This is a genomic window from Nonomuraea sp. NPDC048901, from assembly GCF_040649695.1.
GTDB lineage: Bacteria > Actinomycetota > Actinomycetes > Streptosporangiales > Streptosporangiaceae > Nonomuraea.
In genome coordinates, this window is record NZ_JBEZFW010000003.1 from 567,583 (window position 1) to 580,229 (window position 12,647).

8 protein-coding genes are annotated in these 12,647 nt (G+C 70.4%); 4 read left to right on the top strand and 4 right to left on the bottom strand.

The window, feature by feature from the left end; genetic code table 11:
- Nucleotides 1-80 precede the first annotated feature (80 nt).
- The 3 genes from AB0C30_RS12145 to AB0C30_RS12155 form a co-directional block, all read right to left on the bottom strand.
- Nucleotides 81-2,936, bottom strand: a complete 2,856-nt coding sequence (locus tag AB0C30_RS12145; protein WP_357942450.1) for a BTAD domain-containing putative transcriptional regulator — start codon at nucleotides 2,934-2,936, stop codon at nucleotides 81-83.
- 87 nt (nucleotides 2,937-3,023) lie between these two features.
- Nucleotides 3,024-3,914, bottom strand: a complete 891-nt coding sequence (locus tag AB0C30_RS12150) for a serine/threonine-protein kinase (RefSeq protein ID WP_357942452.1) — start codon at nucleotides 3,912-3,914, stop codon at nucleotides 3,024-3,026.
- Between the two features lie 43 nt (nucleotides 3,915-3,957).
- Complete coding sequence (locus tag AB0C30_RS12155; protein WP_357942454.1) at nucleotides 3,958-5,706, bottom strand: N-6 DNA methylase; 1,749 nt, start codon at nucleotides 5,704-5,706, stop codon at nucleotides 3,958-3,960.
- A gap of 76 nt (nucleotides 5,707-5,782) precedes the next feature.
- Between AB0C30_RS12155 and AB0C30_RS12160 the strand changes: the two genes are divergently transcribed.
- The 4 genes from AB0C30_RS12160 to tpx all read left to right on the top strand — a co-directional run bounded on the left by AB0C30_RS12160 (nucleotide 5,783) and on the right by tpx (nucleotide 11,643).
- The gene (locus AB0C30_RS12160; RefSeq protein WP_225290266.1) at nucleotides 5,783-6,553 is read left to right on the top strand and encodes a protein phosphatase 2C domain-containing protein; all 771 of its coding nucleotides are present in this window, start codon (nucleotides 5,783-5,785) and stop codon (nucleotides 6,551-6,553) included.
- 104 nt (nucleotides 6,554-6,657) lie between these two features.
- Entirely contained in the window at nucleotides 6,658-7,623 is a 966-nt protein-coding gene (locus tag AB0C30_RS12165) for a CHAP domain-containing protein (RefSeq protein WP_357942456.1), read from the top strand.
- Nucleotides 7,624-7,764: 141 nt separating this feature from the next.
- A complete protein-coding gene (gene icmF / locus AB0C30_RS12170) occupies nucleotides 7,765-11,061 on the top strand; it encodes a fused isobutyryl-CoA mutase/GTPase IcmF (protein ID WP_357942458.1) in 3,297 nt (1,098 codons plus the stop codon).
- 81 nt (nucleotides 11,062-11,142) lie between these two features.
- The gene (tpx, locus tag AB0C30_RS12175; RefSeq protein WP_357942460.1) at nucleotides 11,143-11,643 is read left to right on the top strand and encodes a thiol peroxidase; all 501 of its coding nucleotides are present in this window, start codon (nucleotides 11,143-11,145) and stop codon (nucleotides 11,641-11,643) included.
- Between the two features lie 103 nt (nucleotides 11,644-11,746).
- On the opposite strand, the gene AB0C30_RS12180 is transcribed toward tpx, so the two are convergent.
- Nucleotides 11,747-12,550: an SAM-dependent methyltransferase gene (locus AB0C30_RS12180; protein ID WP_357942462.1), complete on the bottom strand. Its 804-nt coding sequence runs from the start codon at nucleotides 12,548-12,550 to the stop codon at nucleotides 11,747-11,749.
- Nucleotides 12,551-12,647 lie beyond the last annotated feature (97 nt).

The window sequence follows — 12,647 nt, forward strand, 5'->3', positions numbered from 1 at the left end:
GGAAGGAATCTACAGCCCGTTCCTGGCGATCATGTCCCGATACCACAGCGCACTGTCCTTCGGCACCCGAGCCGGCGCGTTCAGGACGGGTCGTGGCGCAGGCGCTCGACCATCTCGGCCGCCCTCGCCCGCCAGATCGGCTCCTCGACCTGGTCAAGACAGAGCCGGAAGTAGTGCAGCGCCTCGTCGGGCCGGTCCTGCTTCAGGCTGACCTCGCCCCGCGCGTAGAACGTCATCCCCTGCCCATGGCCGTCGCCCGCCTGGGCGAACATGGCGGCGCACCGGTCGAGCGTGGTGGCGGCGAGCTCGTACCGGCCCAGCTCGGAGTACGCCTGGCCGAGCCTGCGCAGCGCCATCCGCTCGCCGGTGCCCCAGCCCAGCTCACGGCTGGCCTCGATGCTCGCCTCGTAGTGCCCGATCGCGGTCTCGACCTCGCCCAGCTCGAAGTGCGCGATGCCGAGCACGCGGCGGAACCTGATCGCGAAGTCGGCGAAGCGCGGGTCGGCCGCCAGCTCCAGGCCGCGGCGGCAGGTCGCTATCGCCAGGTCGTACTCGGCCCGGTCGAGGTGGATCCCGGAGGTCGTGACCAGCGCGCTGATCAGCCCGTTGGTGTCCCCGTACGCCTCGAAGAGCGGCAAGGAGCGGGTGACGAGCGTGAGAGCGCTTTCGTGCCGGCCGGAGATCAGCTCGCAGATGGCCAGCGTGGCCAGCGCGTACGCGACCGCGTGTCGGTCGCCCACGCCCTCGAAGTAGTCGATCAGCAGCCGCAGCTCGGGCTCGGCCAGCGCGGTCCGGCGGCGGTCGGTGAGGATGTCGGCTCTGACCAGACGGATCAGCATGGTCGTATGGGTGTCGCCGGACCGTTCGGCGACGTTCTCCAGCAGGCCGATCGCCTCGGCGAAGAAGCCGTGCGCCACGAGGAACGGCGCCAGCCGCTGGGCGAGCTCGGCGGCGGTGACGGGCTCGGCCAGCGCGACGGCGTCGGCCAGCGTCTTGCGCTCGGCGTGCAGCCACGCCCGCTGCCAGCCGCCGTCCACCCGCGCGGACTCCACGGGTGGCGGCACGCTGTCCATGGGCGGCCTCATGGGCGGTGGGTACTCCAGCGCCGCCGCGCGTACTCGGGCCAGGCACTCCTCGACGAATCCCAGGAGCGCGGCGGCCCGTCCGGCCGGGCTCTCCTCCGCCTCCGCGCGCTCGCGGGCGAAGGCGCGCAGCAGGTCGTGCATGCGGTAACGGGGCTGTCCGCTCTCGTCCACCTCGTTCGCCGTGACCAGCCCGGCCAGCGCCAGCGTCTCGACCGCGGACTCCGCCTCGCGCCGCGGTACGCCCATCAGCGCCGCCACGCTCCAGTCCGCGGCGCTCTCCAGCCCGGCCAGCCCCAGCAGGCGGAACGCGCGGCGCGCGGGCGCGGACAGCACCTCGTAACTCGCCACGAAGTGGGCCCGCACGTTCTGGCCGCCGAGCGCCAACTCGTCGAGCGGCGCTCCGGTGACGGCCAGTCGCGCGGCGAGGTCCTTGAGCGACCAGGCAGGCCTGGCGGCCAGCCGGGCGCCGGCGATCCTGACGGCCAGCGGCAGCCGCCCGCAGGCGTGCAGGATGGCCCGCGCCGCGTCGGGTTCGTCCCGTACGCGGGAGCCGCCCGCCACGCTCTCCAGCAGTTCCCGGGCCTCGCGCTCCGGTGGCACGCCCAGCGAGACCGCGACCGCGCCGGGCAGCGCGATGAGCGGACCCCTGCTCGTCACCAGTACGGCGCAGCGCGGCGTGCCCGGGAGCAACGGCGCCACCTGGAGCCCGTCGGCGGCGTCGTCGAGCACCACGAGCACGGCCTTGTCGGCGAGCAGCGACCGGTAGAGCGCGGCCCGCTCGGCCACCGTGTCGGGGATCGAGTCGCCCTCGACGCGCAGGGCCCGCAGCAACTCCGCCAGCAGCGCGCCGGGCTCCTGCGGCGCCGGCGAGGCGCCGGAGAGCCGCAGGTAGAGCTGACCGTCGGGGAAGTCCTCGCGCAGCAGGTGCGCGGCATGCACGGCCAGGGTGCTCTTGCCGACTCCCGGAGGTCCCGTGACGGTGACGATCGGGAGGGCGGTGGGTGTGGTCTCGGGGCGCAGGAGCGTGGTGATGGCGGTCAGTTCCTCGGACCGCCCCACGAAGTCGGCGATGTCGGCCGGCAGCTGGCAGATCGCGCCCCGCTGCTCCGGTCTGTTCGCGGACGGCGTGCCGGACAGGACGGCGGCCTGGAGCAGCCGCAGCTCGGGTCCTGGCTCGATGCCCAGCTCGGTGACCAGCGTCTCGCGGGCCTGCCGGTAGGTCTCCAGCGCCTCGGCCCGCCGGCCGGAGCGCGCCAGCGCCAGCATGAGCTGCTGCCAGGCCCGCTCGCGCAGCGGCTGCTCGGCCACGAACACGCGTAACGCGCCGATCACCTCATCGTGCATGCCCAGCTGGAGTCGTAGGTCGGCCCAGTCGGCGCGGACGTCGGCCAGCCGCTCCTCCAGCTCGGTCAGCCGGGGGGTCATGGCGTTGCCCAGCGAGGCGTCCTCGGCGGGTCGGCCGCGCCACAGGGCCAGGGCGTGTTCCAGCCGCCGGGCGGCCGCCGCGGGGTCGGATTCGACCCGGGCCCGCCGTACCTCGTCCTCGAACAGGAGCAGGTCGAGCTCGTCGGGCGCGGCCTCGAAGAGGTAGCCCGCGCCGCTGGTGTGCAGCCGGGCCTCCGGCTGCAGCGCCCTGCGCAACTGGGCCACGTACGTCTGGAGGTTGGCCACGGCGGACGGCGGCGGATCGTCCCAGACGGCGGCTATGAGGCGGTCACGGGAGACGGTCGTGTTGACGTTGAGCAGCACGGTGGCCAGCACGGCGCGCTGCCTGCCGCTCAGACGGATGTGGCGTCCGGTCGCGTGACGTGCGCGAACGGGACCGAGGACGCCGAAGATGGCATCAGCCAACGGGCTCCGCTCCCTGCTGTAACCATTTTGTGGCGATTGTATGGGGACTTAACAGATTTCTTCCCATGAACGAGCAGAGGATTTCGGCTAGTCACTAAGGACGCGGCCGACCATCCGCGCGTACATCCGGCCCGGACTCGGCGACCTGGCCAGGAAGCCGGGCAGCATCGGCAGCCCGACGGCGAACGGTTCCAGCCGCTCGTACAGCGTGTCGGCGTCGGCGGGACGGTTGCCCGGCGACTTCTCCAGCAGCCCGGCCAGGAGCGCGCCCAGCCCGTCCGGCAGGCCCGGGATCGCGGGCGGGCGCTCCTTGACCTGCTTCTCGAAGACCACGTAGTCGGTCGGCCCGGTGAACAGCTGCCGCCCCGTCAGCATCTCGTGCAGCACGCAGCCAAGCGCGTAGAGGTCGCTGCGCGGCTCGGCGACCCCGTGCTGGATCTGCTCGGGAGCCATGTACGCGGGCGTGCCGAGGATCTGGCCGATCCTGGTGAACGTGGTGACGTCGGCGTCGCGCAGCAGGGCCAGGCCGAAGTCGAGCACCTTCACGCTGCCGTCGGGGCAGAGCATCAGGTTGGTCGGCTTGAGGTCGCGATGGCAGATCGACAGGGTGTGGGCGGCCGACAGGACCGCGCACGCCTGGGCCGCGATGGCGGCGGCCCACGGCACGGGCAGCGGGCCGTGTTCGCTGACCACGTCGGCCACCGTGACGCCCTCGATGAACTGCATCACCTGGTAGAGACGCTGCTCGTGGGCGCCGAAGTCGTAGAGCACCGGGGCGCCCGGATGCTCCAGCCGGGCCAGGATGCGGGCTTCGCGGATGAAGCGGCGTTCGAGCTCCTCGTCGGGGCCGCCCGGCAGGTGGAGCAGCTTCACCGCCACCCGGCGATCGAGGTGGCGATCATGACCCGCGTAGACGGCGCCCATGCCGCCCTGACCGAGCGGGAGATGGTCGAGCACATAGCGGTCACCGATGACCATTTGCCCCTCCCAGCCCCGCCTTTTCCCGGAAAAAGCTACACCGTCAGGACTGCGGACGCAGGTGGCCGTCGGTCAGGCCGTCGAGGCCGAGGCGGATCAGCGCCTGGCCGAGGGCCGAGGTCTCGCGCAAGGCGTCTTCGAGCACGGCCAGCTGCCGGAAGGCTTCGCCGTAGGATTTCTGGTCCTTGAGCGACAGGCGGGGCAGGCGGGTGCGGCGCACGTCGAACCGGCTGGAGCCGGTGGTCGCGCGCCCGCCGGCCGCCCGCAGGTGGCCGGCCAGGAAGTCGGGGTCGAGCCGGCGCGCGTCGACCCGGTAGAGCGTCAGATGCGGGCCGAGCACGCAGCCGCCCTCGGTCATCACCCGCACGCTGGAATAGGACGCCACCACGTCGCCCGGCTGGATCGGGACGAGCCCCTGCTGCGCCGGAGCCCGGCCGGAGGCGGCGCCACCGCCGGTCACGTCGTCTGCGGTGAGCATCGGCAGGTCGCCGCCGCCCGTCGCCATCTTGGGCGGCGCCTGCAGCGTGGTCAGCAGACCCTCCTTGATCAGGTCGCCGACCGTGGTGACGGGCTGGTCGAGCGGCTCGTCGAGCACCTTGAGATCGGGCGGGGTGGCCGCCGCGGCCAGGAATCGGTCGCGCGCCTCGGTGAAGGCCCGGCCGAGGTCGTCGCGGCGCTGGTGGCGGGCCGGGGTCATGTCCACCTCATCGGCCAGCAGGTCGATGATGCGTACGGTCTGGTCGGAGCGCTCGTCGAGGTAGGCCCGCCACGCGGGATCGACGATGGACAGGTCGGCCGTGGCGTCGACGATCAGCACGTCGGAGGGCGGGCGCTCGCCCGCGGCCGGGCGGCGCAGCAGCCACAGGTCGGAGCCCGTCAGCGCGATCACGGCGCGCAGGGCGCCGGCGCGCAGCAGGTTGGCCCGGATTCGCCGCCCCGCCTTACGGCTGGCCGCGGCCGGGGGCATCAGCACGGCCACCATGCCGCCGGGCCTGACGTGGGTGAGGCAGTGCTGGACCCAGGCCAGCTCCGGCTCCCCGCGCGGCGGCAGGCCGTACTCCCATCGGGGGTCGCCGGTCAGCTCCTCGTAGCCCCAGGCCCGCTCGTTGAACGGCGGGTCGCAGACGACGGCGTCGGCCTTCACGCCGGCGAAGCCGTCGTGGCGCATCGAGTCGCCGGGCACGACCTCCGCCTCGGCGCCGCGCAGCCGCAGCCGCGCGGCGGTGATGACCGCCGAGGTCTCGCTGAGGTCCTGGCCGAGCACCTTGACCGCCCCGGAGTCGAGCAGGAGCGTGCCGACGCCGCAGGCGGGGTCGAGGATCGTCGCGTCGTCGGTGCGGACCAGCCCGACCATCAGCTCGGCCACGTCGTCACGCGTGACGGACAGCTGCCTGGAGTGCGCCTCCAGGTAGCGCTCACAGAGGAATTCGTAGGCGGTGAGCGGATCGTGCTGCTCGGCCAGCTCGGACACCAGCCCGGCCAGCTCGGGCTCCAGCTTGCTCTCGCCCGTGGTCAGCAGCACGCCGGCCTGCGCGACCAACTCGCCCAGCCGCAAATCGCCGGCGGCTTTCAGGCGTTGCCACACGCGATCACCCAGCGAGACCTGGTAGGACTTCCCATAGCGCCGCAACCATGACTCGACCTGGCGCAGCGAGAACAACGGTTGATTGGCGGTGCCGCCGATGGGCAGTGGGAAGTCGTCGTGGCGGCGGCGCCAGTTGCTCACCGCGGCCCGCCCGACACCGGCGAGCCGGGCTATGTCCCCGGCGTTCACGGTCGGGTCGTGGGTCATGGAGCCCACAGTAGTTCACAAGAGTCTTCAGTGCATCTGCTTGTGAAGTCTTTCAACCAATGATTTACTGCTGGGTATGAAGCACAACATCCGCTATGCCGCCGGATCAGACGTGGGCCGCCGCAGGGAGCAGAACGAGGATTCCGGCTACGCGAGTGGCCGATTGCTCGTGGTGGCCGACGGGATGGGCGGACACGCGGCCGGCGAGCTGGCGAGCTCGGCCGCGATCGCGGTCATGCGCGAGCTGGATGCCACGCTTCCCGAGACGGGCTCGGACCTGGAGGCGGCCCTGGAGGGCGCCGTGCATGAGGCGGCCCGCAGGCTGGTGGAGCTGGCCGACATCGACCCCGCGCGCAGGGGGATGGGGACCACCGTGACCGCCATGCTGTGGGACGGTTACCGGTTCGCCCTTGCTCATCTTGGTGACTCCCGCGGATACCTGCTGCGCGATGGTGCTCTCTACCAGATGACCAAGGATCACACACTTGTGCAGTCCATGGTGGACGAAGGACGGATAACAGAGGATCAAGCGGCCGTGCACCCGCGCCGGTCGATGGTGCTGCGCGTGCTGGGCAGCGAGGGCAGGGCGGAGCCTGACATGGCGCTGCGCGAGTCCGAGCCGGATGATCGCTACCTCCTCTGTTCGGACGGGCTGACGACCGTGCTCGGGCCCGAGGTCCTGCACGAGGTGCTGACCACGGTGACAGACCCGGCGGCGGCCGTCCAGCGGTTGATCGACCTGGCCAACGAGGGCGGCTCACCCGACAACGTGACCGTGATCGTCGCCGACGTGGTGGCGCCGGGCGCGGGCGACGAGCAGATCTTCCGGGTGGGCGCGGGGGCCTGAAAACGATCTCACCTTGGTACGGAGTCTCAGGAGTCACACCAGCCACATAGCCGAAATTTCGGCTCATAGGTTGACACTTTCCCATTGTTCGGCGCGCAAGCGGGATGTCGCTATTACAGTCCATCCTGATCTGCCGGTTTTTCTGGGAGGAGTGGGCTCTGGACCCGATCGCGGAAAATCTGCTGAAAGAGGTGCGTGGGGAAGTCGGCTACCGCGAGAAGGGCGGCCAGCTCACCAAGTTCGGGCAGTGGTACGCGGATCGCGTCAAGGACCCGCAATACCGGGACGCGCCGTGGTGTGACATGTTCATCGCCTGGGCGGCCGACAAGGCCGGGGTCGGTGACTACGTCGGCCAGTTCGCCTGGACCCCCTCGCACGCGTCCTGGTTCATGAAGCAGCGCGCCTGGTCCCAGCAGCCCGAGCCCGGAGCCCTGGTCTTCTTCGACTGGGGCGGCGGCAAGAGCTACAAGGGCATCGACCACGTCGGCATCGTCGAGCGGGTCGACGGCAAGAAGATCCACACGATCGAGGCCAACGTCGATCGCGTCTGGCTCAAGCGCAAGTTCCGTGACACGGACAAGGTCGTGGGTTACGGCTTACCCCGCATGGTGAAGGCCAACGCCACGCTGAACGAGATCCGGACCACCGAGCAGCCGCTGGCCCGCCAGCCGGAGCCGGTGTCGCAGGGATCGCCGATGGACGTCCTGGGGTCCCCGCTGGCCCTGCTCACCATGATGGTGCTCACCACGGTCGTGGTCTCCTTCCGTCTCGCGGGCCGCCGTCGCGGCAGCCACATCAAGGTGGAGACGCGTGCCGCCGCCGTCGGGAAGACGACCGTCGGAAAGACGACCGTCGAGAACAAGGCCGTCGAGAAGAAGACCGTCGAGAAGAAGACCGTCGGGAAGAAGGCCGTCGAGAAGAAGACGAGGTCCGCCAGCTACGCGGAGGCGCCGCCCGAGCCGGTCCGGGTGGGTGGTCCGCCTGACCCGGACGCGACTTCCGCTCCGGCCAGAACTCTCGTGGCCGCCCACCGCTCCACCACCCGCCGCAATCCGTACGAGCGGCCCTGACCAGCACAGTTCGCTGACGACCTCCCGAAACCAGAACCCGGCGCCGTTCGCATGCCGGATCGCTACCCGCCTGAAACCTTGGGATTTAGTAGGACGTCCTAGTATCTTGTAAAGGGACCCCTCACAAAGGAGTGATCAGGCGTGCACGTTCCGGCGAACCCTGTCCGTTTCGTGACCGCCGCGGCGCTGTTCGACGGCCATGACGCGGCGATCAACATCATGAGGCGGATCCTCCAGTCGCAGGGGGCGGAGGTCATCCATCTCGGGCACAACCGATCGGTGGACGAGATCGTCACCGCCGCCGTCCAAGAGGACGTCCAGGGTGTGGCGATCAGCTCCTACCAGGGCGGCCACGTGGAGTTCTTCAGCTACCTGGTGGATCTGCTGCGCGAGCGCGGCGCCGGGCACGTGAAGGTCTACGGCGGTGGCGGCGGCGTCATCGTCCAGGACGAGATCGACCTGCTGCACTCCCGCGGCGTCACCCGCATCTTCTCGCCGGAGGACGGCCAGCGGTACGGCCTGCCCGGCATGATCAACAAGCTGATCGAGGAGTGCGACGTCGAGCTGGACGGCGTTCCCTCTGTCGAGGCCGTCGGCTCCGGCGACCAGGCGGCCCTGGCCAGGGCGATCACCCTGATCGAGTCGGGGCGCGCCCCGGCCGAGCTCCTGGACGGCCTGCGCGCCGCTCCTGGCTCAGGCGACAACCGCGCTCCCGTGCTCGGCATCACCGGTACGGGCGGTTCCGGGAAGTCCTCGCTCACCGACGAGCTCGTACACCGCCTGCGCGTTGACAACGACGACAAGCTGCGCGTCGCCATCATCGCGATCGACCCGACCCGCAGGCGCGGCGGGGGAGCACTGCTCGGCGACCGCATCCGGATGAACAGCCTCGGCCCCCAGACCTACTTCCGCTCGCTGGCCACGAGGGGCGCCGCCAACGAGGTCCCCGTCTGCCTCGACGACGTGATCGCCGCCTGCCGGGCCGCCGGATACGACCTGGTCATCGTGGAGACCCCGGGCATCGGGCAGGGTGACGCCGGGATCGTGCCGCATGTGGACGTGCCCATCTATGTCATGACCCCGGAGTTCGGCGCGGCCTCCCAGCTGGAGAAGATCGACATGCTCGACTTCGCCGAGGCCGTCGTGATCAACAAGTACGAGCGGCGCGGCGCCGAGGACGCCCTGCGCGACGTCCGCCGCCAGATGGTGCGCAACCGCGCGGCCTTCGGGGTGGCGCCCGACGACATGCCGGTGTTCGGCACGATCGCCGCCCGCTACAACGACGCCGGTGTCACGGCGCTCTATCACCACCTGAAGGCGCAGCTGGCGGACAAGGGCCTGCGGGCCGGGCCGGGCCTGCTGGCACCGGTGCGCGGCCGTACATCCCAGGTGGCCGCCGCGATCGTCCCCCCGGCGCGCGTCCGCTACCTGGCCGAGATCGCCGAGACCGTCCGCGACTACCACGCGGAGACGCTCGCCCAGGCGGAGGTGGCCCGCCGCCGCCAGCAGCTCACGGCCGTCCAGGCTCTCCTGGGCGACGGCGCCGCTGGAACGGGCGGCGCCGACGGTACGGGCAGCGGCACCGGCGGTACGCACGGCGGTCGCCTCGACCCGGCTAGGACCGACGACAGGCTGGCCGAGCTCGCGGCCGGGGCCGAGCGGGAGCTGAGCGACGAAAGCCGCGCGCTGCTCGACGACTGGCCCGCCACCAGGGAGCAGTACTCCGCCGACGAACTGGTCGTGAAGGTACGCGACCGGGAGATCCACACCCCCCTCTGGCGCGAGACCCTCTCGGGCAACCGCATCCCCCGCGTGGCCCTGCCCCGCTACACCGACCACGGCGAGCTGCTCAGGTTCCTGCGTAGCGAGAACCTGCCGGGCCGGTTCCCGTTCACCGCCGGGGTGTTCGCGTTCAAGCGGGACGACGAGGACCCCACCAGGATGTTCGCCGGAGAGGGCGACCCGTTCCGTACCAACAGGCGCTTCAAGCTGCTGTCCGAGGGCCAGCCCGCGACCAGGCTGTCCACCGCGTTCGACTCGGTGACCCTGTACGGCCACGACCCGGACCTGCGGCCCGACATCTACGGCAAGGTAGGCACGTCGGGCGTGTCCATCGCGACGCTGGAAGACATGAAGGTGCTCTACGACGGGTTCGACCTGACGAGCCCCAGCACCTCGGTGTCGATGACGATCAACGGCCCGGCCCCGACGATCCTCGCCTTCTTCCTCAACGCCGCGATCGACCAGACCCTCGACCGGTTCGAGGCCGAACACGGGCGCCGGCCGTCCGCGGAGGAGGAGCGCGAGCTGCGCGCGCGAACCCTCGCCACCGTCAGGGGGACCGTGCAGGCGGACATCCTCAAGGAGGACCAGGGCCAGAACACCTGCATCTTCTCCACGGAGTTCTCGCTGCGGATGATGGCCGACATTCAGCAGTGGTTCACCCTTAACAGCGTCCGCAACTTCTACTCGGTGTCGATCTCCGGCTACCACATCGCCGAGGCCGGGGCCAATCCGATCAGCCAGCTCGCCTTCACCCTGGCCAACGGCTTCACCTATGTGGAGGCGTACCTGGCGAGGGGGATGCGGATCGACGACTTCGCGCCGAACCTGTCGTTCTTCTTCTCCAACGGCATGGACCCCGAGTACAGCGTGCTCGGGCGGGTGGCCCGCCGCGTCTGGGCGGTCGCGATGCGGGAGAAGTATGGCGCGGCGGAGCGCTCGCAGAAGCTGAAGTACCACATCCAGACCTCGGGCCGGTCCCTGCACGCCCAGGAGATGGACTTCAACGACATCCGCACCACGCTGCAGGCGCTGATCGCCATCTACGACAACTGCAACAGCCTGCACACCAACGCCTTCGACGAGGCCGTGACCACGCCGTCGGCCGACTCGGTACGCCGGGCGATGGCGATCCAGCTCATCATCAACCGCGAGTGGGGCCTGGCCCGCAACGAGAACCCGCTCCAAGGCTCGTTCATCATCGACGAGCTCACCGACCTGGTGGAGGAGGCGGTGCTGCAGGAGTTCGAGCGATTGTCGGACCGGGGTGGCGTGCTGGGCGCCATGGAGACCGGCTACCAGCGGGGCAGGATCCAGGACGAGTCGATGCTGTACGAGTCGCGCAAGCACGACGGCTCGCTGCCCATCATCGGCGTCAACACCTTCCGCAACCCGCGCGGCGACGAGCCCCACGAGAAGAAGGTGGAGCTCGCCAGGGGGACGGAGGAGGAGAAGCGGTCCCAGCTCGACCGCCTGCACGCCTTCCATGACCGCAACCGGGCCGAGGCCCCCGTGGCGCTGGCCCGGTTGCGGGACGTCGCCATGACCGATGGCAACGCCTTCGAGGTGTTGATGGAGGCGGCCCGCGTCTGTTCGCTCGGCCAGATCACGGACGCGCTGTTCGAGGCCGGGGGACAGTACCGCCGCAACGTCTGAGTCAGTGGGCGCCGATAGGATTGCGGGTCGGGGTACCACCTGCTGACCGAGGTGGGCACCACCTGCTAACTGGAGGCATTCATGGCAGACGTCACTTTCAAGGGCAACCCAATCACCGTGGGCGGCACGTTCCTCAAGCCCGGCGACCAGGCGCCCGCGTTCCAGCTGGTGGGCGGGGACCTCGCTGACACCACGCTGGCCGGGTTCGGCTCCGCGACCAAGGTGCTCAACATCTTCCCGAGCCTCGACACGGGCGTCTGTGCCGCCTCGGTGCGCCGGTTCAACGAGGTGGCCGCCGCGCACCCCGGCGTCGCGGTGCTGTGCGTCTCGGCCGACCTGCCGTTCGCGCAGAAGCGGTTCTGCGCCGCCGAGGGGCTGGACAACGTGACCATGCTGTCGCTCATGCGGGGCCGCGAGTTCCTGCGCGACTACGGCGTGGCGCAGGAGAGCGGGCCGCTGGCCGGGCTGGCCGCCCGCGCGGTGGTCGTGCTCGATGGCGACAACCGCGTCATCTACTCCGAGCTGGTTCCCGAGATCACCCAGGAGCCCGACTACGAGGGCGCGCTGGGCGCGCTCAAGTAGGCCCGACCAGGCCGTACGCCAGTCCACCCCGGCGCTCGGCCAGGCCGTAAGTCGGGTCGTCCCTGGCGCTCGGCCAAGCCGCGCACCGGTCCGCCCCCGGGTCTCAGTTCTTCCTGCCCACCCCGCAGAGGATGAGCGACGACTCGGGGCCGGCCGCGAGGTCGATCAGGTCGGCCTCGTCGGGGCGCCACTGCGGCAGCCAGGTCAGGCCCGGCTCGACCAGCTCGAACCCCGCCCACAGCTCCTCGATCCGCCGACGGGTACGCAGGGTCAGGGGAGCGCTGGCCCGGCGATAGACCTCGGTGCCCTTGCTGACGGCGGCGGCGCGGGCGTCGCTCGTGCCGTGGGACATGACGACATAGCTGCCGGGGGCCAGCGATTCGCGGATGGCGGCCATGATGCGCAGCGGGTCGTCGGCCTCGCCGATGAAGTGCATGATCGCGACGAGGAGGACGCCCACCGGCTGGTCGAAGTCCAACGCCCCCACCACGTCCGGATTTTTCAGCAGGTCGTGGGGATCGCGGAGATCGCCATCCACCACGGTGATCCCTTCGCTGCCCGCCAGCAGCGCCCTGGCATGGACCAGGACGACGGGGTCATGGTCGACATAGACCACCCTGGACTGCGGCGCGACCGCTCTGGCCACCTCATGGACGTTGCCCCGCGTTGGCAGACCCGTACCGATATCGAGGAACTGGGTGACGCCGGCGCCCGCGAGGAAGCGTACGGCACGACCGAGGAAGGCCCGGTTGGCGCGGGCGGCGGTACGGACCTCGGGAGCCACCCGCAGCAGCCGTTCAGCGGCTCGCCGGTCGGCCGGGAAATGATCCTTCCCGCCGAGGTAGTAGTCGTACAGCCGGGCGACGTTGGGCGTGTTCGGGTCGAAGCCCAGCGATTCTCGCTCCACCCAACGATCCCCCGATCGAGAGTTAACGATCTTTTCTCGGGATTCTACGGATTTGTGACCTGCCTTGGGGCGATATTCCCGCACGCTGGGCGTTAGT